The sequence below is a fragment of the Kitasatospora sp. NPDC029312 genome (assembly GCF_055569215.1).
In genome coordinates, this window is sequence record NZ_JBVHXY010000004.1 from 220,206 (window position 1) to 244,575 (window position 24,370).

Genomic DNA, 24,370 nt, shown 5'->3' on the forward strand with positions numbered 1-24,370 from the left:
CTTTCCCACCCCCCCCCCCCCCCCCCCCCCCCCCCCCCCCCACGCCCCCCCCCCCCCCCCCCCCCCCCCCCCCCCCCCCCCCCCCCCCCCCCCCCCGCCCCGGGAATTCGGCGCACGCAGCCGGGCGCCGACGCGGACTCAGACGTTGACGCCGAAGTCCTGGGCGATGCCGCGCAGGCCGGAGGCGTAGCCCTGGCCGATGGCGCGGAACTTCCACTCGGCGCCGCTGCGGTACAGCTCGCCGAAGACCATCGCGGTCTCGGTGGAGGCGTCCTCGGAGAGGTCATAGCGGGCCAGCTCCGAGTTGTCGGCCTGGTTCACCACGCGGATGAAGGCGTTGCGGACCTGGCCGAAGCTCTGGCCGCGGGTCTCCGCGTCGTAGATCGACACCGGGAAGACGATCTTCTGCACGTCCGCCGGGACGCCGACCAGATTGACCTTGATCGCCTCGTCGTCGCCCTCGCCCTCACCGGTGCGGTTGTCGCCGGTGTGCTCGACCGAGCCGTCCGGGCTCTTCAGGTTGTTGAAGAACACGAAGTTGCCGTCCGAGGCGACCTTGCCCTGGTCGTTGCAGAGCAGGGCGCTGGCGTCCAGGTCGAAGTCCGTCCCGGTGGTGGTCCGGACGTCCCAGCCCAGGCCGACCACGACGGCCTGGAGCCCGGGGGCCTCCTTGGTGAGCGAGACGTTGCCGCCCTTGCTGAGGCTGACTCCCACTTGTCCTCCAAGAATCGGGAGGCACGGCTGGTGCCCCCGTGGTGGTGCGGTTCGGGGCGCCGACCACGGAAACACGGACGCGCGCCCCACCCCGCCAACGGCCCGAGCGTAGTGCCCGGTTCCCGCACGCACCTGCGAACGGCGCCCCAGCGCGTCCGAACGGGCCCGCAGCACATCCGAACGGGCCCGGGAGCCTGCCGGGGCCGTCTCAGAGGGTGGCGAGGACCTTGAGGTACTCCTGCTCGTCCCGGGCGTCGGGGAGGCCGTTGACGACGCTCCAGCGCACCGTGCCGGCCTTGTCGATCACGAAGGTGCCGCGCAGCGGGCAGCCCTTCTCCTCGTCCAGCACGCCGTAGGCCCGGGCGACCTCGCCGTGCGGCCAGAAGTCGGCGAGCAGCGGGAACCCCAGGCCCTCGCGGTCGGCCAGGACGCGCTGGCTGAACTGCGAGTCGCAGGAGACGCCGAGCACCTGGACCTCGTCGTTCTGCAGCCCGGCCAGCTCCCGCTGGATCGCGCCCAGCTCGCCCGTGCACACCCCGGTGAAGGCGAACGGGTAGAAGACCAGCACCACGTGCTTGTCGCCCCGGAAGTCGGCGAGCCGGACGCTCTCCCCGTGCTGGCTGTTGAGCCGGAAGTCCGGAGCCGGGGTGCCGACCGGGACGGCCATGAGCGAACCTTTCTGACGCGACTCCGGCACGGGCGGGGCGCGGCCGGGCCGCGCGGCGGGCGCGGCAGGGCCCATCCTCGCATCCGTTGACCGGCATTGGGCCGAACGGATGACCCCGCTCCGCCGGGCGGCCCAATCCTTTCGCCCTCGGCGAACACCGGTGAACCGAAGCCAGACACTCCCAATCCCGAATCCCGTATTTCGAATCCCGACCCCGGAGCCGGACCGGCCGCACGGAACCGGGACCACCCGCGCGGCAGCCCGCCGCCAACCCCGGCCCCCAGCCCGGCCCGGCCCGGCCACGCGAAAAGCGCCGGGCCCCGCCGGAGGAGTGCTCCGACGGGGCCCGGCGCGGGGCCCGGGGCCCGTTCAGCGCTGCTTGGGCTGCTTGGCCGTCGACTTGGTGGCCAGCCGGGTGGCCGCCCAGTCCTTGGCGATCGCGATCGAGCTGGTCTGCGAGAGGCCGGCGGTGCGGGCCGCGTCCGCGATCTCGGAGGCCTCGATGTGGCCGTCGCGTCCGGTCTTCGGCACCAGCAGCCAGATCACACCGCCCTCGGCCAGGTACTCCAGGGCGTCGACGAGGGAGTCGGTGAGGTCCCCGTCATCGTCGCGGTGCCACAGCAGGACGGCGTCCGCGACGTCGTCGTAGTCCTCGTCGACGAGATCCGTCCCGGTGATCTCCTCGATGCCCTCGCGGAGGTCCTGGTCAGTGTCTTCGTCGTACCCCAGCTCCTGGATGATCTGGCCCTCTTCGAAGCCGAGACGGGTCGCCGGGTTGGACTTGTCCGCGGGGTCCGCGGTCGCGCTCACGGGAATAACCTCCAGTATTCGGCTCGGCATCCATGCCGAGGCTGTGGCCGTAGTCCACACGGGAGCGGCGGTTCGCGCAAGTACCCGACCCCCGATCCCCTCCAAAGGTTGACGTCTCCCGGCGGAACTCGCCGGTCGAGGTGTCGGGAATCACACCGATTTGCCCTTCTCTGCGTGGGACAAGGATGCTTCGGGTGGTCCCGGCCAACAGGCCGTACGCGTGCCCGAGATGCGAACGGCATTCGGGGTCCGCGTGTGCGCGGGCGTAGAGTCTCCTGTTGGCCCTCACCCCGGCCGCCCGCCATCGGGCGGACGGGACACCAGGTCGGACCACCTCTTTTCGTAACACCCGGGGTGTACGGAGCGGACGAAGACGCCCGCGCCGTGCGCCACCAGACCGGCCCGCCAACCAGGCGGAACGGTTACCGATCGGTAGAGATGACGGATCTCCGAGCGCGGTAGCACGATGGAGGCGGCGCGACACACCTCAGTTTCGACCGACAGTGAAGGAACAGCGTGGCTTCCGGATCCGATCGCAACCCGATCATCATTGGCGGCCTTCCGAGTCAGGTCCCGGACTTCGATCCCGAGGAGACCGCGGAATGGCTGGAGTCGCTCGATGCGGCCATCGACGAGCGGGGGCGTGAGCGTGCCCGTTACCTGATGCTGCGCCTGATCGAGCGCGCCCGCGAGAAGCGTGTCGCCGTGCCCGAGATGCGCAGCACGGACTACGTCAACACCATCGCGACCAAGGACGAGCCGTTCTTCCCCGGCAACGAGGAGATCGAGCGCAAGATCCTCAACGCGACCCGCTGGAACGCGGCCGTGATGGTCTCCCGGGCGCAGCGTCCGGGCATCGGTGTCGGTGGCCACATCGCCACCTTCGCCTCCTCCGCGTCGCTCTACGACGTCGGCTTCAACTACTTCTTCCGCGGCAAGGACGCCGACGGGGAGTCCGGCGACCAGATCTTCTTCCAGGGTCACGCCTCCCCCGGCATCTACGCCCGCGCCTTCCTGCTGGACCGGCTCACCGAGCAGCAGCTCGACGCGTTCCGCCAGGAGAAGTCGAAGGCGCCGTACGGCCTGTCGAGCTACCCGCACCCGCGGCTGATGCCGGACTTCTGGGAGTTCCCGACCGTCTCGATGGGCCTCGGCCCGCTCGGCGCGATCTACCAGGCGCGGATGAACCGCTACCTGGAGCACCGCGGCATCAAGGACACCTCCGACTCGCACGTGTACGCCTTCCTCGGCGACGGCGAGATGGACGAGCCCGAGTCGCTCGGCCAGCTGTCGCTGGCGGCCCGCGAGGGCCTGGACAACCTGACCTTCGTGGTCAACTGCAACCTGCAGCGCCTCGACGGCCCGGTCCGCGGCAACGGCAAGATCATCCAGGAGCTGGAGTCCCAGTTCCGGGGTGCCGGCTGGAACGTGATCAAGCTCATCTGGGACCGCAGCTGGGACCCGCTGCTCGCGCAGGACCGCGACGGCGTCCTGGTGAACAAGATGAACACCACCCCGGACGGCCAGTTCCAGACCTACGCCACCGAGTCCGGCGACTACATCCGCGAGCACTTCTTCGGCGGCGACCTGCGCCTGCGCGCCATGGTCGAGAACATGACCGACCAGCAGATCCAGCACCTGGGTCGCGGCGGCCACGACCACAAGAAGATCTACGCGGCCTTCAAGGCGGCCCGCGAGCACAAGGGCCAGCCGACGGTCATCCTCGCCCAGACGGTCAAGGGCTGGACGCTGGGCCCCAACTTCGAGGGCCGCAACGCCACCCACCAGATGAAGAAGCTGACGGTCGAGGACCTCAAGCGCTTCCGCGACCGCCTGCACCTGCCGATCACCGACAAGCAGCTCGAGGAGGGCTACCCGCCCTACTACCACCCGGGCCGCGACTCGGAGGAGATCCAGTACATGCACGACCGCCGGCAGGAGCTCGGCGGCTACGTGCCGACCCGCAAGGTGCGCCCGCGCAAGCTGGAACTGCCCGGCGACGACGCCTACAAGGCGGTCAAGAAGGGGTCCGGCAACCAGACCATCGCCACCACCATGGCGTTCGTCCGGCTGCTCAAGGACCTCATGCGGGACAAGGGCATCGGCAACCGCTTCGTGCCGATCGCGCCGGACGAGTACCGCACCTTCGGCATGGACTCGCTGTTCCCGTCGGCGAAGATCTACAACCCGCTGGGCCAGACCTACGAGTCGGTCGACCGCGACCTGCTGCTGGCCTACAAGGAGTCGCCGAACGGCCAGATGCTGCACGACGGCATCTCCGAGGCCGGCTGCACCGCCTCGCTGATCGCCGCCGGCTCGTCCTACGCGACCCACGGCGAGCCGCTGATCCCGGTGTACGTCTTCTACTCGATGTTCGGGTTCCAGCGCACCGGTGACCAGTTCTGGCAGATGGCCGACCAGCTGGCCCGTGGCTTCGTGCTCGGTGCCACCGCCGGCCGCACCACGCTGACCGGTGAGGGCCTGCAGCACGCCGACGGCCACTCGCACCTGCTGGCCTCGACCAACCCGGGCGTCGTCGCGTACGACCCGGCGTACGGCTTCGAGATCGCGCACATCGTCCAGGACGGTCTGCGCCGGATGTACGGCTCCAGCGCCGAGCACCCGAACGGCGAGGACGTGTTCTACTACCTCACCGTCTACAACGAGCCGATCAAGATGCCGGCCGAGCCCGAGAACGTGGACGTCGAGGGCATCCTCAAGGGCCTGCACCGGTACGCGCCGGGCACCGCCGGCCAGATCCCGGCCCAGATCCTCGCCTCCGGCGTGGCGGTGCCGTGGGCCCTGGAGGCCCAGCGCATCCTCGCCGAGGAGTGGAACGTCAAGGCCGACGTCTGGTCCGCGACCTCCTGGAACGAGCTGCGCCGCGACGCGGTGGAGACCGAGGAGTTCAACCTGCTGCACCCCGAGGAGCAGCAGCGCGTGCCGTACGTGACCCGCAAGCTCCAGGGCGCCGAGGGCCCGTTCGTCGCCGTGTCCGACTGGATGCGTGCGGTGCCGGACCAGATCGCCCGCTGGGTGCCGGGCCAGTACCAGTCGCTGGGCGCCGACGGCTTCGGCTTCGCCGACACCCGTGGCGCGGCCCGTCGCTTCTTCCACATCGACGCGCAGTCGGTCGTCCTGGCGGTGCTCACCGAGCTCGCCAAGCAGGGCAAGATCGACCGTTCGGCACTGAAGGACGCGATCGACCGCTACCAGCTGCTGGACGTGGCCGCGGCCGACCCGGGCGCCGCCGGCGGCGACGCCTGATCACCCGCTGACGCCTGAAGGGGCCGGACTCCGTACGGAGTCCGGCCCCTTCGGTGTTCGCCGCGGGTTGACCCTCACACCGGTGTGAAGCCCTACGCTCGGCGGCATGACGAACGAGAAGACCCCCGGGGCCGCCGGTCGGCACCCGGAACCCGCCGACGGCGCGGCTGAGTTCAACCGGCGGGTGATCGCCGAGTTCCGCGCCGGGCGGGGCGCCGTCGGCGGCGAGTTCGCCGACACCCCGCTGCTGCTGCTCACCGTGGTCGGCGCCCGCAGCGGGGAGCCGCGCACCACTCCGCTGGTCTACCTGCCGGACGGCGAGCGGCTGGTGGTCTTCGCCTCCAACGGCGGCAGCCCCACGCACCCGGCCTGGTACCGCAATCTCATCGCCCACCCCGAGGTCACCGTCGAGGTCGGCGCCGAACGCTATCCGGCCGTGGCGACCCCGGTCGGCCCCTCCGAGCACGAGCGGCTCTGGGCCCGCCAGATCGCCGCCCAACCGCAATTCGCCGGCTTCCGCACCGACGCGCGGACGGTCCCGCTGGTGGCGCTCAGCCGGGCCTGAAACGGGTCCGAACGACGCGGGTCCGAACGGCACGGACGCGAAAGGCACGGGTCCGAACGGCACGACGGCGGCCCCGGACCGGTGGGTCCGGGGCCGCCGTGGCGCGCGATCGGATCAGATGTGCACGGCCGGCCCCGCGTCGGTGCTGCCGCGGCGGGTGAGCAGTCCGAGCACGGCGGCGGCGAAGGCCACCACGGCGGCCACCGCGAAGGCGAGCGACATGCCGCTGACGAAGGACTCGTGCACCGCCCCGGCCATCGCGTCCACCGCCTGCTGCGGGGTGCCGGGCGGGGCCGGCGGGGCGATGCCCAGCTGGGCGGCCTGCTTGAGGCCCTCGGCCTGCGGGCCCTCGACCGGTGGCAGGCCGGCCCCGGCCCACTTGCCGGGCAGCACGTCACCGACCTTGGCGGCCATCAGGGCGCCCAGCACGGCGGTGCCGAGGCTGCCGCCGACCTGCATCGCGGCCTGCTGCAGGCCGCCGGCCACACCGGACAGCTCCAGCGGGGCGTTGCCCACGATGACCTCGGTGGCGCCGACGATGACCGGGCTGATGCCGAGGCCCATCAGGACGAACCAGAGCGACATCACCCCGGTGCCCGAGCCGGTGTCCAGGGTGGACATGCCGAACATCGCGGTGGTGGTGATCAGCATCCCGGCCGTGATCGGGATCCGCGGGCCGAGCTTGCCGATCGCGAGGCCCGCCAGCGGCGAGCCGACGATCATCATGCCGGTCATCGGCAGCAGGTGGACTCCGGCCTCGACGGGCTTCATCCCGTGCACGTTCTGCAGGTAGAAGGTCACGAAGAAGATCGCGCCGAAGAACGCGAAGGCCATCAGCACCATCAGCAGCACGCCCGCCGACAGCGGCACCGAGCGGAACAGGCTGAGCGGGATCAGCGGTTCCCGGGCCCGGCCCTGCCACAGCGCGAAGAGCACCATCAGCACCACCGCGCCGCCCAGGAACAGCAGCGTCCTGGCGTCGCCCCAGCCCCACGCGGGGGCCTTGATGATGCCGAAGACCAGCGCGAACATCCCGGCCGAGAGCAGGGCGATGCCCGGGACGTCGAAGGACCTGGCGGCGTTCTCGGCCCGGACGTCCTTGAGGATCCACAGGCCCAGGAGCACCGCGGCCAAGCCCACCGGGACATTGATGAAGAACACCGACTCCCAGTTGACGTGCTCGACGAGCAGGCCGCCGACGATCGGGCCGGCCGCGGTGGAGGCGCCGATCACCCCGCCCCAGATGCCGATCGCCATGTTGAGCTTCTCGGTCGGGAAGGCCCCGCGCAGCAGGCCGAGCGCGGCCGGCTGGAGCAGCGCGCCGAACAGGCCCTGGAGGACGCGGAAGGCGATCACGGTCTGGATGTTGCCGGCGAAGCCGATCGCGGCCGAGGTGGCGGCGAAGCCGACGGCGCCGACCAGGAAGGTGGTCTTGTGGCCGAACCGGTCGCCGATCTTGCCGGCGGTGATCAGGAAGACCGCCAGCGCCAGCAGGTAGCCGCTGGTGACCCACTGGATGTCGGAGGGCGCGGCGTTCAGCTTCTCCTGGATCACCGGGTTGGCGATGGCGACGATCGTGCCGTCCAGGGCCACCATCATCACGCCGACGGCGACGGTCAGCAGGGTCAGCCAGGGGTGCCCCTTGAGCACACCCCCGGTGGGCGGATTCGGCGGCGGCGGTGCCTCCGCCCTGGAGTTCTTGGCGACGGACTGGCTCATCTGGCCCTCCGGGGGGCGTAGCGGAGTTCGACATCGGACGGACGTGGTCGTGGCGCTGCGACGGCCCACCCGTCCCCACGAGTGCCCGGCCGACGAGCGCCACTCCCGGGAGATTATGTCAGCCTCTGACAATCGGCAAACGATGACTAGTGACCTGAACTGACATTTGTCAGGAGGCTAAGGTTGTGCTCCCACCCGCCCCACCAGCGCCCGGAAGGCCCCGCCATGGCCGCTCACACCCCCCGTCCCGCCGGCACCCCCGAAGGCCTGGAACGGGCGCCCGGACTGCGGGAGCGCAAGAAGCAGCAGACCCGGGACGCCCTGGTGCAGGCCGCCCACCTGCTCTTCCTCAGCCAGGGCTTCGCCCGCACCACCGTCGACGAGATCGCCTCCGCCGTCGACGTCTCCCAGCGCACCTTCTTCCGCTACTTCGCCAACAAGGACGAGGTCGCGCTCGCCGTCATGGCCGAGGCCGAGGACTACTTCATCGAGTGCCTGCGCCGCCGCCCGGCCGAGGAGACCCCGCTGCAGGCCCTGCGCGCCTCGATCGTCAAGGCTTGGCGGGACCTCGGCAACGACCGCGCCTCCGGCCCCGGCTCGATCAGCAGCGCCCTGGAACTGCTGCGGATCATCGAGGACACCCCCGCGCTGCTCGCCGCCCACCTGCGGCGGGTCACCGAGCAGGAGCGGCTGGTGGTCAAGGTGCTGGCCGAGCGCGAGGGCCTGGACCCGGCCGAGGACCTGCGACCGGTCGTGCTGGCCGCCGTCTTCGGCAGCCTGGTGCGCTCCGCCCACCTGTCCTGGACCGCCGAGCAGGAGCCGGCCGGCCCCGAGGGCATGGTCGCGGTGATCGAGCGCCACTTCGATCAGCTCGGCCCCGCCCTGGCGGGCCACTGGAACACCTGAGCGCCCCGGCCGGCCTCTGGGGGGGCGGGCCGCCGCTCGGGCCGGGTCATACCCGGGTACTACCGGGGATCCCGGTCCCCGGTCGGACGCCGGACGGCCACCGCGCCCCTAGGCTGGCCCGATGATCGCCTCGTCCCCCCGGTCCGGGCCCGCCGGCACGGCACGGGCCCTGCTCGGCACGCTCGTCCGGCCGTCCGCCGACCACACCCCGCTGCTGGCCCAGTCCGCCCGCCCCTGGATCCACCACCTCCCCTACGTCCTCGCGGTGGCCGCGATCGCCACGCTGCTGCCGAGCGGCATCAACGTGATGGCCCACGACTACGGGCTGGACGGGGGCCTCGCCGGCGCCCTCGCCGTCGCGCAGACCGCACCGCTGCTGCTCGCGGTGAGCCGGCCGCTGGCCGCCTGGTGGATGATCGGCGTCACCGACCTGCTGGCCGCCGTGCTGGTCCTCACCGTCGGCAGTGGCTCCGGCGGCCCCTGGCCGTGGATCCCTACCAGCCTCATCGGCTACCTGTTCCTGATGGTCCCGCTCTCGCTCCGCGAGCCGAGGCGCACCCTGGTCGCGGTCTGGCTGGCCACCGCCGGCTCCGGGCTGGTCCTCTCGCTCGTCGGTGCGGGCTCCCACTACAGCTCGGGCGACGCCGTCCTCGGCATCGCCCTGACCGGCGCCGTCCTGGTCCTCGGCGGCGCCCTGCGGGAACGCGCCGAGGCCCGGCGGCTGCTGTCCGAGCAGACGCACATCAGTGAGGTGGAGCGCGATCGGCGCACCCTGCTGGAGGAACGCGCCCGGATCGCCCGGGAGTTGCACGACGTGGTGGCCCACCACATGTCGGTGATCGCCGTCCAGGCCGCCAGCGCTCCGTACCGGATCGAGGGCGTACCGGCCGACGCCGCCGAGGAGTTCACCACGATCGCCGGCACCGCCCGCGAGTCGCTGGCCGAGATGCGCCGACTGCTCGGCGTGCTGCGCAGCGAGGAGGCCTCCGCGGAGAAGGCCCCGCAGCCCGGGGTGGGCCAACTCGCCCAGCTGGTCGAGACGGTGGGCCGCGCCGGGGTACCCGCCGAACTGGCCGTGGAGGAGGCCCTGGCCGAGCGGGTGCCGCAGGCCGTGGGCCTGTCCGTCTACCGGATCGTGCAGGAGGCGCTGGCCAACGTCGTCCGGCACGCCCCCGGCGCGCGGACCTGGGTGTCGCTTTCGACGGACGGCCCGGACCTGCGGCTGACCGTGGTCAACGCGCCCCCGCCGCAGCGCACCGAGTCGCTGGAGGCCTCCGTCGAGGGCACCGGGCAGGGTCTGGTCGGGATGCGCGAACGCGTCCGGCTGGTCGGTGGCAGGCTGGACACCGGCCCGCTGCCGGACGGCGGCTTCAAGGTGGCCGCCGTCCTGCCGCTCGACCTTCCCCTGGAGACACCCGCATGACCATCCGCGTGATCATCGTCGACGACCAGGCCATGGTGCGGGCCGGCTTCGCCGCCCTGCTGGGCGCCCAGAGCGACATCGACGTGGTGGGGGACGCGGCCGACGGCGCTCAGGCCCTGGAGGTCAACGGACGCACTCACCCGGACCTGGTGCTGATGGACGTCCGGATGCCCGTCATGGACGGCCTGGAGGCTGCCCGCCGACTGCTCGACCCGGCCGTGCCGGGCGCGCACCGGCCCAAGGTGCTCATGCTGACCACCTTCGACGTGGACGACTACGTGTACGAGGCGCTGCGCGCCGGGGCCAGCGGCTTCCTGCTCAAGGACGCCCCGCCCGCCGACCTGATCGCCGCGGTCCGGGTGGTCGCGGCCGGCGAAGCGCTGCTCGCGCCCTCCGTCACCCGCCGGCTGATCGAGGACTTCGCCCGCAACCGCCCGGCCAGGCGCCGCGACCCCAAGCTGCGGCTCAACGGCCTGACCCCGCGTGAGACGGAGGTGCTGGAGCTGATCGCCCGAGGCCTGTCCAACCAGGAGATCGCCGGGCACCTGGTGCTCGCCGAGCAGACCGTCAAGACCCACATCGGGCGCATCCTCGCCAAGCTCGACCTGCGCGACCGCGCCCAGGCGGTGGTGCTGGCGTACGAGTCCGGCCTGGTGACGCCCGGTCAAGCGTGACGGCCCCCTGATACCCGGGTAGCACCCGGGAGTTGGCCCCGCGGTGTGACGTCCGCGGGGCCGTCGCATTCCTACCTTCCTCTCCGTCGGAACGCCGAACGGCTGAGGGAGCAGGGACTATGCGCAGGTTTCGGGTCAGGCGGGCGATCGCCGCCACCGCGGTGGCACTGGCGGCGGTGCTCGGCGCGGGCGGCTGGGCCGCCGACACCCAGGCCGCCGTCACCGGCCCGCCGCCCGGCAGTGCCGCCTGGACCGCCGACACCGCCCTCGGCCTCCCCCTGCCCGACCCGGCCACCACCACGCCCGCCCGGATCGCCACCTTCTTCGGCGCCCTGACGCCCGCCCAGCAGGACGCCCTGGCCACCCGGCACCCGCTGGTGGTCGGCAACCTGGACGGCGCGCCCGTCGCGCTCCGCTACCGCGCCAACGCCCTGGCCCTCGCCGCCGAACGCGGCCGGGAACTCGCCCGCGCCGCCGACCCGGCCCTCACCCCGCAGGACCACCGGGCCGCCCGCACCCGCGCCGAGCGCTACCGCACGCTGCTGGACGGCGGCCGGCAGATCCTCTCCTTCGACCCGCGCGGCCGCGGCCTGGTCGCCGAGGTGTACGGCGACCTCACCACCGCCGGCCGCACCGCCGTCGTCGTCCCCGGCTCGGACATCGACCTCCAGAGCTTCGACCGCGCCGGCGACCCGTACGGCACCCCCGCCGGAATGGCCCGCGCCCTGCACGGAGCCACCGACGGGCGGACCGCCGTGATCGCCTGGGCCGGCTACACCACGCCCGTCGGCCTCGGCCCGGACGCCGCCACCGAGGACCTCGCCCGGGCCGGCGCCACCCGGCTGACCCGACTGCTCGACGGACTCGCCGTCAGCACCCGCCCGCAGGCCCCGCCCACGGTGTTCTGCCACAGCTACGGCTCGGTGGTCTGCGGCCTGGCCCGCCCAGGCCCCGCCCAGGCCTCCGGCCTGGTGGTGCTCGGCTCGCCCGGCATGGGCGTCGGCTCCGCCGCCGACCTCGACCCGGGCGTCCCGCTCTGGGCCACCGCCCGCAACGGCTCCGACTGGATCGGCGACGTGCCCCACGTCCGGCTGCTCGGCCTCGGCCACGGCGCCGACCCGACCGACCCCGGCTTCGGCGCCCGCCCCCTGCCCGCCACCGGATCCCACGGCCACTCCGGCTACTTCGCCCCCGGCACCGCCTCCCTCACCGCCTACGCCGCCATCGCCCTCGGGCGCGGCTGACCCCCGTTGAAGCCCCGCACCGGAAGGAGCACCGCCATGGCCCACCCGCTCACCACCCTGCGCCGCGCCGCCGAGGAGGTCGACGCGCAGACTCCCGCGAGCCGCGACCGCGCCCTGGACGGGCTGCGCGCCGTCGCCCTGCTCTCCGTACCGATCGGCCACTGGATGCTCGGCGGCCTCACCCTCTCCCCCGACGGCGCGCTGCACAACGCCAGCCCGCTCTCCTCGCTCGGCTCCTTCGCCCCGGTCAGCTGGGTGCTCCAGATGCTCGGGGTGTTCTTCCTGGTCGGCGGCCACTCCTCGGTCCGCTCGCTGGACCGGGCCCGGGAGAAAGGCCAGACGTACGGGAGTTGGCTGCGCGGCCGGACGGTCAGGCTGCTGCGCCCGGTGCTGGGGGTGACGGCCGTCTGGGCGCTGCTGATCCCGCTGCTGCCCCGGCTCGGCGTCCCGGCGCAGACCCTGCGCACCGGCGCCACGCTGGTGGTACAGCCGCTCTGGTACATCGGGGTCTACCTGGGGCTGACCGCGCTCACCCCGCTCTGCGCGGCCTTCGCCCGGCGGCTCGGCGGCTGGTCCGCGGGCCTGCTGGTGGCCGTGGTCGCGCTGGTCGACCTGCTGCGGTACGGGCCGTGGGCGGAGGCGGTGCCGTCCTGGGTCGGACTGCTGAACATCCTGCCGGGCTGGCTGTTCGGCTACCAGCTGGGCGTGCTGTGGGCGCGGGGCCGGCTCGCCCGGCCGGCCGCGCGGGTGCTGCTGCTCGGCGGCGGGGCGCTGTTCGCCGCGCTGCTGCTGGCGTTCCACTACCCGGCCAGCATGGTCGGCGTGCCCGGCGTCGAGCGGACCAACTCGCACCCGCCGTCCCTGCTGGTGCTCGCCCTCGCGGCGGTGCAGTGCGGCGCCGCGGTGCTGCTGCGGGAGCGGCTCGGGCGGCTGCTGGCCCGCCGGCCGCTGCTGTGGCTGCCGGTGGTGGTGGTCAACCTCTCGGCGATGACGATCTTCTGCTGGCACCAGAGCGCGATGCTCGCGGTGGCCGTGCCCGGCGCGGCCGGTCTGGGTGCCGTCCCGGGGCTGACCACGGCGCCGGACTCGCTCGGCTGGGTGGTCGCGCGGCTGGCGCTGCTCCCGCTGTTCGCCACCGCCCTGGCGGCGATGGGGTGGTTCACCCGGCGCTTCGACGGCCCCTGGACGGCCTTCTCCCGGGTGGGCAAGGCGGCGGCGGGCACGGCGGCGGCGCTCTTCGCCGCCTACGCGCTGGGCGTGGTGTGATCGCGCCCCCGGCCCGCGCCCCCGCCGGCGGTCAGAGCGGTTTACGCGCCCCCGGTGCGCCACGCGCGCGCCGGGGGCGCGCTGTCGGCGCCCTGACCTAACCTGCCGTCATGGTGACGTTCGACGAGTTCCGCGCGATGGCCCTGGCCCTGCCGGAGTCCGCCCAGGAGCCGACCTGGGGCATCGAGACCCTGCGGGTCCGGCACCGGATCTTCGCGATGGGCGCGTCGGAGGGGGACAGCGTCACCGTCAAGGCCTCCCCGGAGGACCAGGCCGAACTGCTCGCCGCCGAGCCCGAGGTGTTCTCCGTCGCCCCGTACGTCGGACGGCACGGCTGGGTGCGCGTCCGGCTGGACCTGGCCGACCCGGAGGAACTGCACGACCTGGTCACCGAGGCCTGGCGGCGGACGGCGCCCAGACGGCTGGTGCGCGAATTCGACGCCCGGCCCTCCGGACGGGGCGTCGGAACGCCCTGATGCGGACGCCTGGAGGGCACCGCCGGTTCATGTGATCCATCCCACAGTTTAGGCGCATCCGTCACTCACCTGTGACCTCTACGCTTGCGCAGGGAAGTCAGCAGTCCAATCGCACCCTCCGGGCACCGCCCGAGAAACGGTGACGGGCCCAAGGGAGTTGGTGCGGTGCGCAAGCGTCGACGCTGGAAGCGGGTAATGATCGGGGCGTTCGCGGGTTGTGCCGTGCTCGCCGACGCCGGCGCCTCGGCGGCCGCGGCCGCGGTCTCCTCGGAGCAGCTGGCGATCTCCACCCCTCCGGCCGGCAGCGCCGCCTGGATCCAGGACCACTCCTTCGGGCGCGCCCTGCCCGACCCGGCCGTCACCAGCCCGGCCGAGGCCGCCGCCTTCTTCGCCTCGCTCGCCCCCACCGAGCTGGACCGCCTGGTCAAGGCCTACCCGCTGGTCGTCGGCAACTACGACGGCGCCCCGCTGGGCCTGCGCTACCGCGCCAACCGCATCGCGCTGGCGAACGAGCGCGACGCCGCCCGGGCCCGCGCCGCGGACAAGAGGCTGGACGCCGAAACCCACGCGCTGGCCGTCTCCCGCGCCAACGACGTCGAGCGCCTGCTCGCCCCCGGCCGCCAGATCCTGGCCTTCGACCCGCGCGGTCGCGGCCTGGTCACCGAGGTGTGGGGCGACCTCGCCGACGCCGAGCGGATCTCCGTCCTCGTCCCGGGCTCGGACGCCGACCTCGGCCACTTCGACCAGACCGCCGAGCCGCTGCGCTCCCCGGCCGGCATGGCCCGCGCCCTGTACGCCGAGGAGCGGCGCCAGGCCCCGGCCACCCGCACCGCCGTGATCGCCTGGACCGGTTACGTCACCCCCTCCGGCCTCGGCCCGGACGCCGCCACCTCCCGACTCGCCGACGTCGCCGCGCCCCGGCTCGAGCGACTGCTGGCCGGTCTCAAGGAGACCACCCGGCCGGACGCGCCCCCGGCGCTGCTCTGCCACTCGTACGGCTCGGTGGTCTGCGGCACCGCCGCCCCGAAGATCCCGCGCGCGGCCGCCTCGCCGTCCGACACCTCGGGCATCACCGACATGATGGTGTTCGGCAGCCCTGGCATGGGTGTGCAGAGCGCCTCCGAGCTGGGCGGCGGCGTCCACGTGTGGGCCACCCGCAACCCCGGCGACTGGATCGGCAACGTCCCGTTCCTGGAGGTCGGCAAGCTCGGCCACGGCGCCGACCCGACCGCCGGCGGCTTCGGCGCGGAGCAGATCTCCTCGGCCCGGGCGTCCGGCCACAACGGCTACTTCAGCGACGGCACCGAGAGCCTGCACAACTTCGCGGCGATCTCGCTCGGGGACTACCGGGACGTCGTACGGGCCACGCCCGAGTCCTGAACCGGCCGGGCTCGTCTCAGTCCTGGTAGAGCCGGAGCGCCTCCGCCGCCGACCGGGCCAACTCGCGCCGGGCGGCCGGCGGGGCCAGCACCTCGGCGTCCGCCCCGAAGGCCAGCAGCGAGCGGACGGCCGCCGGGGACGGGAAGGCCATCACCAGCTCCGTCCACTCCTCCCCCGGGCCTGGCACCGCCTCCGGCGGCAGCTCGGTGATCCGGCTGCCGTGGATGCGCAGGAACATGTCCAGCCGGCCGCGCCTCACCCGCACCCGCACCGGTAGCTCCGCGGGCGCCCGCTCCACCTGCTCGCGCAGCGCCGCCCAGACCTCACCGAGCCCCACCCCCGCGCGGCGGCGCACCGCCTCCTCGGTGGTCTCGGCGGCCAGCACCCGGTCCGCCCGGAACAGTCGCGGCTCGCCGTGCAGATCGGCCACCAGGTACCAGACCGAGGCCTTGCTCACCAGCCCGTACGGGTCGACGGTGTACTCCACCGGCGCGGGCGTGCCGCTGTGCCGGTAGCGCAGCCGCAGCCGCCGGTCGGCGAACACCGCGTACTGCAGCTCCCCGAGGTCCGGGCCGCTCCCGGCGCCGGGCTGGGGCCCCTGCATCCAGCGCGCCGGATCGACCAGGATGCGCTCGCTGACCCGCTCGGCCGCCGGGCGGTGCGGGGCGGGCAGCGCGGCCATCACCTTGCGCAGCGCCGAGCCGAGCGCGCCGTCCAGCCCCAGATCGCTGTGGGCGCCCTGCGCGGAGAGCACGAACAGCGCCCGGGCCTCGTCCGCCGTCAGCCCCGTGACATCGGTGCGGTAGCCGGGCAGGAGGTTGATGCCGCCGTGCCGGCCGCGCTCGGTGAACACCGGCACCCCGGCGGCGGACAGCGACTCGACGTCGCGGTAGATGGTGCGCACGGACACCTCCAGCCGTTCGGCCAGCTCGGTGGCGGGCACCCGGCCACGGGTCTGGAGCAGCAGGAGGATCGAGAGCAGCCGGTCGGCCTTCATGACAGAAGGATCCCAGTAATCCTGACGGCAGTTGTCAGGTTTTACTGGGAGATTGCGTTCCGGGCCCGACAGGGCCGGAAGCCGCACCACACCGCACCGCACCGCATCAGGGAGCTGACCACCCGTGAACACCGTTCAGGACGCCCGCCCGCAGTACCTGCTCGCCCTCAGCCAGATGAAGGAGCTGTTCGCCGCGATCACCCCGGCCGACCTCGACCGCCCCACGCCCTGCGAGGAGTTCACGCTGCGCGGACTGCTGAACCACGTGGTCGGCGGCATCCACCGCTTCGCGTACATGGGCGAGGGCGGCCGCGCCGAGGACATCCTGCCCGGCATCGAGGACCCGTCGGACGAGGGCTGGCCGGCCGCGCTGGCCCGGGCGAGCGCCCGCGCCACCGCCGCCTGGGCGGACGACGCCAAGCTGGGCCGCCCGACCTTCGCCCCGTGGGGCGAGGTGCCCGGCGGGATGGTGGTCGGCGGCTACGTGATGGAGACGACGACCCACGCCTGGGACATCGCGAAGACCCTGGACAACGGCTTCGCACTGGACGACGGCCTGGCGCACGCCGCGCTGGCCATCGCCCAGGCCGTCCTGCCGGCCGAGAGCCGCGTCGAGGGCGTCCCCTTCGCCGCGGTGCAGCCCGTCGCCGAGAACGCCGACGTCCACACCAGGCTGGCCGCCTTCACGGGCCGCAAGGTCTGAGCGGCCGGGTAGCAGCGCTGCGGGGCGGCCGGGCTCCGGGGAGACCCGCACGACCCGGACGGCCCGGGCCCGGGGAGGGACGGCTCCCCGGGCCCGGCTGTGCCACTCGGACGCCGCTCCGGACGCCGCTCCGCGCGTCGCTCCGCGCGCCGCTCCGGCGCGCTACTCCCGCCCGACGAAGGTGAAGTTCATGTCGGGGTAGCGACCGCCGGCCACCCGCGCCGACACCGGCTCCAGCAGCGCCAGCTCCTCCGCCGTGAGCCGCAGCGTCGCGGCGACGACGTTCTCGGCCAGCCGGCTGCGCTTGCGGGTGCCCGGGATCGGCACCACGGCCAGCCCGTGCACCTCGGCCCGCTGGTGCACCCAGGCCAGCGCGACCTGCGCCATGCTCACCCCGCGGGCTGCGGCGATCTCCCGCAGCGGCGCGAGCAGTTCGGCGTTGGCCGCCGCGTTCTCGCCGGTGAACCGCGGCTGGGAGCGCCGCACGTCGCCCGCCCCGAGCTGTTCGGCGCTCTGGAACGAGCCGGTCAGGAAGCCGCGGCCGAGCGGCGAGTACGGCACGAAGGCGACGCCCAGCTCGGCGGCGGCCGGCACCACCGCCCGCTCGACGTCCCGGGCGAACACCGACCACTCGGACTGCACCGCGGCGATCGGGTGGATCGCGTGCGCCTCGCGCAGCTCGGCCCCGGTCACCTCGGACAGGCCCAGGTGGCGCACCTTGCCGGCCTTGACCAGCTCGGCCATCGCGCCGACCGAATCGGCCAGCGGCACGGCCGGGTCGCGGCGGTGCATGTAGTAGAGGTCGATCTCATCCACGCCGAGGCGGCGCAGCGAGGCGTCCACGGCCGCGTGGATGTACGCCGGGTCGTTGCGGATGCCGCGGTGGGCCGGGTCGTCCTCCTTGCGTTCGATGGCGAACTTGGTGGCGAGCACCACCTCGTCCCGGTGGGCCCGGACGAAGGGGCCGATGAACTCCTCGTTGCGGCCGTAGCCGTAGGCGTCGGCGGTGTCGAACAGCGTGACACCGGCCTCCAGCGCCGCGTCCAGGGTGGCCAGTGCCTCGCCGGGCTCGGTCGGGCCATAGAACTCGCTCATGCCCATGCAGCCGAGGCCCTGGATGCCCACCGTCGGGCCGGCGGTGCCGAGTTCGGCGGTGGGGAGAACGGGGTGAGTCATGCGCTCTGCTCTTCCTCTACTCGGTGGTACGTGCAGACGGCCGGGGCGCCGGTGCTGTCGGCGATCCTCCCGGCGTACAGATCGATCTTGTAGTCCAGGACGGACAGGGTGGCCTGGAGGTCGGCGATCTTCTGCCGGACCTCCTCGCGCTGCGCGACCAGCAGTTGCCGGCGCTCCTCGTAGGTCTGCTCACCGCGGCGCGCCATGTCGACGTACCGGAGCATGTCCGCCACCGACATCCCGGTCAGCCGCAGCCGGCCAAGGAAGGCCAGCCGGTGCAGATCGGCGTCGCAGTAGCGGCGCTGGCCGCCGACCGCCCGGTCGACGGGGTCGAGCAGGCCGATCCGCTCGTACCAGCGCAACGTGTGGGCGGTCAGTCCGCTGGCCGCGGCGACCTCGCCGATGGTGTGCCGCGCGGTCCGGTCCGGCTCGCCGACCGGGTCGGCGAACACCTCGGAGCAACTGCGCAGGCGGCTCTCGACGTACGCGGGTGTGGCCATTGATCGTTCCCCCTGTCCTGTGCGACAACGATGACGCTACCGAGTTCGAGTGCACTCCAAGCAAGCCCGCCGGACAGGTGGCAGCACCACCACCCGTCCGCGGCCCCACGTTAGAGTCGACCGCATGGAGAGCTTGCGGATGATCGAGAACTGGCCCGTGCCCCACGCCGCGGCGGCGGTGGTCCGGGGTACGGACGGTGCGGTGCTGGGTTCGCACGGGCCGCAGCAGCACCTCTTCCCGCTGGCCTCGGTGACCAAGCCGCTGACCGCGTACGCGGCGCTGGTGGCGATCGAGGAGGGCGTGTTCGAGCTGGACGACCCGGCCGGGCCGCCCGGTTCGACCGTGCGCCACCTGCTCGCCCACACCTCCGGCCTGGGCTTCGACGAGGACCGGGTCTTCGCCGAGCCCGGCACGCGCCGGCTCTATTCCAACGCCGGCTTCGACGCGCTCGCCCGCGCGCTCTCCGAGGCCGCCGGGATCGCGTTCCACCGCTACGTCGCCGAGGCGGTGTTCGAGCCGCTGGGCATGCACGACACCGTGCTCAACACCGCCCACAAGTCCCCGGCGGGTGCGGGCGGCCTGTCCACGGTGGCCGACCTGGCCCGGTTCGCCGCCGAGCTGCAGTCGCCCAAGCTGCTGGACCCGTCCACCGTCCGGCGGGCCACCCGCGAGGTCGCCTTCCCCGGCACCAGCGGGGTGCTGCCCGGCTACGGCCACCGCCGTCCGAACGACTGGGGCCTCGGCTTCGAGATCCGCGACGGCAAGAGCCCGCACTGGACGGGCACCGCCAACTCCCCCGCGACCTTCGGCCACTTCGGCCAGTCCGGCACCTTCCTCTGGGTCGACCCGCAGGCCGGTGCGGCCTGCGTCGCGCTCACCGACCGGGACTTCGGCCCGTGGGCCGTGGAGGCCTGGCCGGCCCTCTCCGACGCGGTCCTGGCGGAGCTGGGGACCCAGGGAAGCTAGGCCAGGGAACGGGGTCAGCCGTACGAGACCGGCGAGTGCATCTCCCAGAGCAGGAGTTCGGCGCCGGTCTCGCCCGCCGACGGGTCGGCGAAGGCCTCCCCGGTGATCCGCACGCTGTCGCCGGGGGCCATCGAGCGGCCGCCGCCCTTGGGCCCCGGGACGGTGCGGTAGCCCAGCGAGCCGGCCGTCAGGTGGGCGTACCGCCAGGGCGCCTCGGGCAGTTGCGGCAGCGGCTGCCACGGCCCGGCGACGACCAGCCACAGCGCGGCGTCGCTCCGGCGCAGCCGCAGGGCGCCCGTCCCCGCGTCGCGCTCCATCCCGGAGGCGAGCAGCGTCAACCCGCCGTCCGCCGGTTCCACCCTGCGCAGGCCGTACGCCGGGGCGGCGTCGAACTCGTCCGGCTGGAGCCACATCTGGACGAAGCGCACCGGTTCGGTGGCGCCGCCGAGGTTGCGCTCGGTGTGGGTGACGCCGGAGCCGGCGCTGAGGTGCTGGACCATGCCAGGGCGCACCACGCCGCTGTGGCCGTGCGAGTCCCGGTGGGCCAGCGCGCCCTCCAGCACCCAAGTGAGGATCTCGGTGTCCCGGTGCTTGTGCTCCTCGAACCCGGCGCCCGGGGCGAGGAGTTCCTCGTTGCACGCGAGCAGCGCGCCGAAGTGGGTGTTCCTCGGGTCGTAGTGGCCGGAGAAGGAGAACGCGTGGCGGGTCTCGATGCCCTCGGCCGGGACGGAGCGGTAGCGCTCGGCGGTCCGGCGCAGGTCGGCGCGGGGGCGGTCAGCGGCGTCGGTCACGGCTCCACCGTAGCCTCTCCACCGGCTCGCTCCCGGCGCTCCGGACCGGGTGCCGCAGCCTCCCGCTCCGGCGCTCCTCCGTCACCGGTCGCCCGTCGCTCTTCCCACCGGCCGTCACGCCGGCCTCCGCACCGGTTTCCGCACCGGCGCGTCCGGCGGCTCGCGGTGTGACTCTTGCCACCGCGCCGCTCGGCCGGGGGGTGTGCACGAGCAGTCACTCACGTGAGGCAGTCTTGTCCTTGTGCCAGCCGCTTCCGCGAACTCCACCAGCGAACCCAGTCCCGTCGCACCCGAACCGACCGGGAAGAGTCCGGCGCCCCGGGCGGCCCGCGACCGCCCCGGCCGGGCGGCCCCCCGCCTGACCGCCCAGGAGCGCCGGAACGCCGCCGAGCGGGCCGAGCGCCGGGCCGCGACGCTCAAGCGGCTGGAGAAGTCCTCGGGCAAGCTGGCCAGCGCCGCGATCGCGCGGATGGACGACCAGCTCGGCTGGTACCGCCGGATGCCGCCGGAGCACCGCTCCTGGATCGGCCTGGTCGCCCAGGCGGGCATCGCCGCCTTCACCGAGTGGTACCGCCACCCCGACACCGCCCAGGCGATCTCCACCGACGTCTTCGGCACCGCCCCGCGCGAGCTGACCAGGGCGATCACCCTGCGCCAGACCGTCGAGCTGATCCGCACCACGATCGAGGTGATGGAGGAGGCCATCGAGGAGGTGGCCGCCCCCGGCGACGAGGCGGACATGCGCGAGTCCGTGCTGGTCTACGCCCGGGAGATCGCCTTCGCCACCGCCCAGGTGTACGCCCAGGCCGCGGAGGCGCGCGGCGCCTGGGACGCCCGGCTCGAGGCGCTGGTGGTCAACTCGCTGCTGTCCGGCGACGCCGACGAGGGGGTGCTCTCCCGGGCCGCGGCCCTCGGCTGGGGGCAGCCCAGCCAGGTCCGGGTGGTGATGGGCAGCGCCCCTGACGGCGACAGCGAGCTGGTGGTCGAGGCGATCCGCCGGGCCGCCCGGTACGCGAAGCTGCACGTGCTGACCGGCGTCCTGGGCAGTCGCCTGGTGGTGGTGGTCGGCGGTGACAAGGAGCCGGTGCACGCCGCCCGGGCGCTGATCGGCCAGTTCGCGCCGGGCCCGGTGGTGATCGGCCCGACCGTGCCGGACCTGCTCTCGGCGACCCGCTCGGCGCACGCCGCCGCGGCGGGCCTGCGGGCCTGCGCCGCCTGGCCGGACGCGCCCCGCCCGGTGCTGGCCGACGACCTGCTGCCCGAGCGGGCGCTGGCCGGGGACCAGGCCGCCCGGCGCCAGTTGGTGGAGGAGATCTACACACCGCTGGACGAGGCCGGCTCCGCCCTGCTGGAGACGCTGAGCGTCTACCTGGAGCAGGCGTCCTCCCTGGAGGGGGCGGCCCGGATGCTCTTCGTCCACCCCAATACGGTGCGCTACCGGCTGCGACGTGTGACCGACGTCACGGGGTACGCGCCCTCCGACGTGCGCTCGGCGTTCACCTTGCGGATCGCCCTGGCCCTCGGCCGACTGGCCGCGGCCGGGGAGTCCGGCTGAGCCGGGGTGTAGGGACCATACAATCCCGGATGGTTTTCTTCGTTACCGTCGCCTACCCGCCCCTGGGCGCCTGGCGAGAGAGGGTTGAACCGTGCTCGTAATCGTCGCCCCTGGACAGGGTGCCCAGTCCCCCGGTTTCCTCAGCCCCTGGCTGGAGCTCGACGGTGTCGCCGACCGCCTGCGCGGCTGGTCGGAGGTCGCCGGGCTCGACTTGGTGCACGCCGGCACCGAGGCGTCCGCCGAGGAGATCAAGGACACCGCCGTCGCCCAGCCGCTGCTGGTCGCCGCCGGTCTGATGACCGCTCGTGAGCTGTTCCCGGACGAGGACCTCGCCCGCAAGCTGGTCGGCGCCGTCGCGGGCCACAGCGTCGGCGAGATCACCGCCGCGGCCGGCGCCGGGGTGCTCAGCGCCCGGGACGCCCTGACCTTCGTCCGTGAGCGCGGCCGGGCCATGGCCGAGGCCGCCGCCGTCACCGAGACCGGCATGACCGCCGTGCTCGGCGGCGAGCCCGAGGTCGTCGCGGCGAAGCTGGCCGAGCACGGCCTGACCGCGGCCAACAACAACGGCGGCGGCCAGATCGTCGCCGCCGGCACGCTGGCCCAGCTGGAGGCGCTGAAGGCGGACCCGCCGGCCGGTGCCAAGCTGATCGCGCTGAAGGTGGCCGGTGCCTTCCACACCGAGCACATGGCCCCGGGCGTCGAGCGGCTGGCCGCGCTGGCCCCGACGCTGACCGTGGCCGACCCGCTGGTCCGCTACGTCTCCAACAAGGACGGCGAGGTCGTCGGCTCCGGCGCCGAGGTGCTGTCGCGTCTGGTGTCGCAGGTCTCCAACCCGGTCCGCTGGGACCTCTGCATGGAGACCCTGGGCCGGCTCGGCGCGACCGCCGTGATCGAGCTGTCCCCCGCGGGCACCCTCACCGCGCTGCTCAAGCGCAACCTCAAGGGCGTGGCCACCCTCGCCCTGAAGACCCCGGCCGATCTGGACAAGGCCCGTGAACTCGTCGCGGAGCACGGCGGTCAGGATCAGCAGCACCAGGAGGACCAGGCATGACCAAGCCGCAGATCCGGCCCGCCGCCGGCGCGCAGTACTCCCGCATCCACGGGGTCGGCGGCTACCGCCCGGTCCGGGTCATCCCGAACTCCGAGGTGCTGGAGTGGATCGACTCCTCGGACGAGTGGATCCGCACCCGCAGCGGGATCGCCGAGCGGCGCTGGGCCGGCCCGGAGGAGTCCGTCGCCGAGATGTCGGTGCAGGCCGCCGGCAAGGCCATCGCGCAGGCCGGGATCACTCCCGAGCAGATCGGCGGCGTGATCGTCGCGACCGTCTCGCACCTCAAGCAGACCCCGGCGATCGCCACCGAGATCGCCGAGCGGCTCGGCTGCGGCACCGCCCCGGCGTTCGACATCTCGGCCGCCTGCGCCGGCTTCGGCTACGGCCTGGGCCTGGCCGACGGCATGATCCGCGGCGGCAACGCCGAGTACGTGCTGGTGATCGGCGTCGAGCGGCTCAGCGACCTGACCGACACGTCGGACCGCTCGACCGCGTTCATCTTCGGCGACGGCGCCGGCGCGGCGATCGTCGGCCCCTCGGACACCCCCGGGATCGGCAAGCTGATCTGGGGCTCGGACGGCTCGCAGTCCGACGTCATCTCGCAGACCCAGGCCTGGGACACCGCCTTCGCCAAGCCCGGCGCCATCAACGGCCAGGGCGAGGAGTCCAAGTGGCCGGCCCTGCGGATGGAGGGCCAGCCGGTCTTCCGCTGGGCGGTCTGGGAGATGGCCAAGGTGGCCCAGCAGGCGCTGGACGCCGCCGGGATCGCCGCCGACCAACTCGGCGCGTTCATCCCGCACCAGGCGAACATGCGGATCACCGATGCCATGATCAAGGCGCTCAAGCTTCCGGAGTCGGTGCCGGTCGCTCGGGACATCGCCGAGACCGGCAACACCTCCGCGGCCTCCATTCCGCTGGCGATGGAGCGCATGTTGGAGAGCGGAGAAGCCCACAGCGGCGACCTCGCACTGATCATCGGGTTCGGGGCGGGTCTCGTGTACGCCGCGGCAGTCGTTACGCTCCCCTAGGCGCGTTTCGCCCCATCCATCCACAAGCCTGTGTCCGGCCGCCGGTCGGACACGCTCAACACCGAAGAGGAGCAGCCAGTATGGCTACGCAGGAAGAGGTCCTGGCCGGTCTCGCCGAGATCGTCAACGAGATCGCCGGCATCCCGGCGGAGGACGTCCAGCTGGACAAGTCCTTCACCGACGACCTCGACGTCGACTCGCTGTCCATGGTGGAGGTCGTCGTGGCCGCCGAGGAGCGCTTCGACGTCAAGATCCCGGACGACGAGGTCAAGAACCTGAAGACCGTCGGCGACGCGGTGACGTACATCCTCGACAACGCCTGAGCGGTCGACTCCTTCGAGTCACCCAGCCCGTCCGGCGTCAGGAACGTCCCGGACGGCTGACCCGTCGGCCCGGCTCCCCGAGCCGAGCCGACCCGCCGGCCGGGACGCCCCACCGGGCGCCCGGCCGGGCCCTTCCCCGGCTCGCCGCCGACCCCCGCACAACGTGAA

General features: G+C 73.3%; 23 protein-coding genes. 15 read left to right on the plus strand and 8 right to left on the minus strand.

Going from position 1 to position 24,370, the window contains the following annotated elements; translation table 11 throughout:
* Positions 1-138: 138 nt before the first annotated feature.
* The 3 genes from ACZ4WV_RS05710 to ACZ4WV_RS05720 form a co-directional block, all read right to left on the minus strand.
* The gene (locus ACZ4WV_RS05710; protein WP_465743135.1) at positions 139-714 is read right to left on the minus strand and encodes a TerD family protein; all 576 of its coding nucleotides are present in this window, start codon (positions 712-714) and stop codon (positions 139-141) included.
* Between the two features lie 208 nt (positions 715-922).
* Positions 923-1,381: a peroxiredoxin gene (locus ACZ4WV_RS05715; protein WP_465743137.1), complete on the minus strand. Its 459-nt coding sequence runs from the start codon at positions 1,379-1,381 to the stop codon at positions 923-925.
* 369 nt (positions 1,382-1,750) lie between these two features.
* Positions 1,751-2,191, minus strand: a complete 441-nt coding sequence (locus tag ACZ4WV_RS05720; protein WP_465743139.1) for a DUF3052 domain-containing protein — start codon at positions 2,189-2,191, stop codon at positions 1,751-1,753.
* Positions 2,192-2,707: 516 nt separating this feature from the next.
* On the opposite strand from ACZ4WV_RS05720, the gene aceE reads away from it, so the two are divergent.
* Together aceE and ACZ4WV_RS05730 are read left to right on the plus strand one after the other, a co-directional pair.
* The gene (aceE, locus tag ACZ4WV_RS05725) at positions 2,708-5,458 is read left to right on the plus strand and encodes a pyruvate dehydrogenase (acetyl-transferring), homodimeric type (RefSeq protein WP_465743141.1); all 2,751 of its coding nucleotides are present in this window, start codon (positions 2,708-2,710) and stop codon (positions 5,456-5,458) included.
* Positions 5,459-5,564: 106 nt separating this feature from the next.
* Positions 5,565-6,023, plus strand: a complete 459-nt coding sequence (locus tag ACZ4WV_RS05730) for a nitroreductase/quinone reductase family protein (protein WP_465743143.1) — start codon at positions 5,565-5,567, stop codon at positions 6,021-6,023.
* A gap of 114 nt (positions 6,024-6,137) precedes the next feature.
* On the opposite strand, the gene ACZ4WV_RS05735 is transcribed toward ACZ4WV_RS05730, so the two are convergent.
* Positions 6,138-7,742 (minus strand): MFS transporter, encoded by a 1,605-nt coding sequence (locus ACZ4WV_RS05735; RefSeq protein WP_465743145.1) that lies wholly within the window; start codon positions 7,740-7,742, stop codon positions 6,138-6,140.
* Positions 7,743-7,967: 225 nt separating this feature from the next.
* Between ACZ4WV_RS05735 and ACZ4WV_RS05740 the strand changes: the two genes are divergently transcribed.
* The 7 genes from ACZ4WV_RS05740 (at position 7,968) to ACZ4WV_RS05770 (ending at position 15,111) form a co-directional block, all read left to right on the plus strand.
* Positions 7,968-8,648, plus strand: coding sequence for a TetR/AcrR family transcriptional regulator (locus tag ACZ4WV_RS05740; protein ID WP_465743147.1), 681 nt, complete (start codon positions 7,968-7,970; stop codon positions 8,646-8,648).
* A gap of 121 nt (positions 8,649-8,769) precedes the next feature.
* Entirely contained in the window at positions 8,770-10,071 is a 1,302-nt protein-coding gene (locus ACZ4WV_RS05745; protein WP_465743149.1) for a sensor histidine kinase, read from the plus strand.
* The gene (locus ACZ4WV_RS05750; protein WP_465743151.1) at positions 10,068-10,745 is read left to right on the plus strand and encodes a response regulator; all 678 of its coding nucleotides are present in this window, start codon (positions 10,068-10,070) and stop codon (positions 10,743-10,745) included. The genes ACZ4WV_RS05745 and ACZ4WV_RS05750 overlap by 4 nt, the downstream gene beginning before the upstream one ends.
* 119 nt (positions 10,746-10,864) lie before the next feature.
* Positions 10,865-11,989 carry an alpha/beta hydrolase gene (locus ACZ4WV_RS05755; protein WP_465743153.1) on the plus strand — a complete coding sequence of 375 codons (1,125 nt, stop codon included), beginning with the start codon at positions 10,865-10,867 and terminating at the stop codon, positions 11,987-11,989.
* A 36-nt stretch (positions 11,990-12,025) separates the two neighbouring features.
* Entirely contained in the window at positions 12,026-13,255 is a 1,230-nt protein-coding gene (locus tag ACZ4WV_RS05760) for an acyltransferase family protein (RefSeq protein ID WP_465743155.1), read from the plus strand.
* Positions 13,256-13,365: 110 nt separating this feature from the next.
* The gene (locus ACZ4WV_RS05765; protein WP_465743157.1) at positions 13,366-13,731 is read left to right on the plus strand and encodes an MmcQ/YjbR family DNA-binding protein; all 366 of its coding nucleotides are present in this window, start codon (positions 13,366-13,368) and stop codon (positions 13,729-13,731) included.
* A gap of 165 nt (positions 13,732-13,896) precedes the next feature.
* A complete protein-coding gene (locus tag ACZ4WV_RS05770) occupies positions 13,897-15,111 on the plus strand; it encodes an alpha/beta hydrolase (protein WP_465743159.1) in 1,215 nt (404 codons plus the stop codon).
* A gap of 16 nt (positions 15,112-15,127) precedes the next feature.
* Here ACZ4WV_RS05770 and ACZ4WV_RS05775 read toward each other — a convergent pair whose 3' ends face one another.
* Complete coding sequence (locus ACZ4WV_RS05775) at positions 15,128-16,108, minus strand: helix-turn-helix transcriptional regulator (protein WP_465743161.1); 981 nt, start codon at positions 16,106-16,108, stop codon at positions 15,128-15,130.
* A gap of 124 nt (positions 16,109-16,232) precedes the next feature.
* On the opposite strand from ACZ4WV_RS05775, the gene ACZ4WV_RS05780 reads away from it, so the two are divergent.
* Positions 16,233-16,811: a TIGR03086 family metal-binding protein gene (locus tag ACZ4WV_RS05780; protein ID WP_465743163.1), complete on the plus strand. Its 579-nt coding sequence runs from the start codon at positions 16,233-16,235 to the stop codon at positions 16,809-16,811.
* Between the two features lie 162 nt (positions 16,812-16,973).
* On the opposite strand, the gene ACZ4WV_RS05785 is transcribed toward ACZ4WV_RS05780, so the two are convergent.
* Both ACZ4WV_RS05785 and ACZ4WV_RS05790 read right to left on the minus strand, forming a co-directional pair.
* Positions 16,974-17,987 carry an aldo/keto reductase gene (locus tag ACZ4WV_RS05785; protein WP_465743165.1) on the minus strand — a complete coding sequence of 338 codons (1,014 nt, stop codon included), beginning with the start codon at positions 17,985-17,987 and terminating at the stop codon, positions 16,974-16,976.
* A complete protein-coding gene (locus tag ACZ4WV_RS05790; RefSeq protein WP_465743167.1) occupies positions 17,984-18,487 on the minus strand; it encodes a MerR family transcriptional regulator in 504 nt (167 codons plus the stop codon). The genes ACZ4WV_RS05785 and ACZ4WV_RS05790 overlap by 4 nt, the downstream gene beginning before the upstream one ends.
* Before the next feature lie 124 nt (positions 18,488-18,611).
* Between ACZ4WV_RS05790 and ACZ4WV_RS05795 the strand changes: the two genes are divergently transcribed.
* The gene (locus ACZ4WV_RS05795; RefSeq protein ID WP_465743169.1) at positions 18,612-19,454 is read left to right on the plus strand and encodes a serine hydrolase domain-containing protein; all 843 of its coding nucleotides are present in this window, start codon (positions 18,612-18,614) and stop codon (positions 19,452-19,454) included.
* A 14-nt stretch (positions 19,455-19,468) separates the two neighbouring features.
* Here ACZ4WV_RS05795 and ACZ4WV_RS05800 read toward each other — a convergent pair whose 3' ends face one another.
* Positions 19,469-20,245, minus strand: coding sequence for a pirin family protein (locus ACZ4WV_RS05800; protein WP_465743171.1), 777 nt, complete (start codon positions 20,243-20,245; stop codon positions 19,469-19,471).
* Between the two features lie 358 nt (positions 20,246-20,603).
* On the opposite strand from ACZ4WV_RS05800, the gene ACZ4WV_RS05805 reads away from it, so the two are divergent.
* From ACZ4WV_RS05805 to ACZ4WV_RS05820, 4 genes are all read left to right on the plus strand, one after another.
* Positions 20,604-21,800, plus strand: a complete 1,197-nt coding sequence (locus ACZ4WV_RS05805) for a PucR family transcriptional regulator (RefSeq protein WP_465743258.1) — start codon at positions 20,604-20,606, stop codon at positions 21,798-21,800.
* A gap of 91 nt (positions 21,801-21,891) precedes the next feature.
* On the plus strand, positions 21,892-22,851 hold the full coding sequence (locus tag ACZ4WV_RS05810; protein WP_465743173.1) for an ACP S-malonyltransferase: 960 nt from the start codon (positions 21,892-21,894) through the stop codon (positions 22,849-22,851).
* The gene (locus tag ACZ4WV_RS05815) at positions 22,848-23,879 is read left to right on the plus strand and encodes a beta-ketoacyl-ACP synthase III (protein WP_465743175.1); all 1,032 of its coding nucleotides are present in this window, start codon (positions 22,848-22,850) and stop codon (positions 23,877-23,879) included. The genes ACZ4WV_RS05810 and ACZ4WV_RS05815 overlap by 4 nt, the downstream gene beginning before the upstream one ends.
* Positions 23,880-23,959: 80 nt before the next feature.
* Positions 23,960-24,202, plus strand: coding sequence for an acyl carrier protein (locus tag ACZ4WV_RS05820; protein WP_465743177.1), 243 nt, complete (start codon positions 23,960-23,962; stop codon positions 24,200-24,202).
* Positions 24,203-24,370 lie beyond the last annotated feature (168 nt).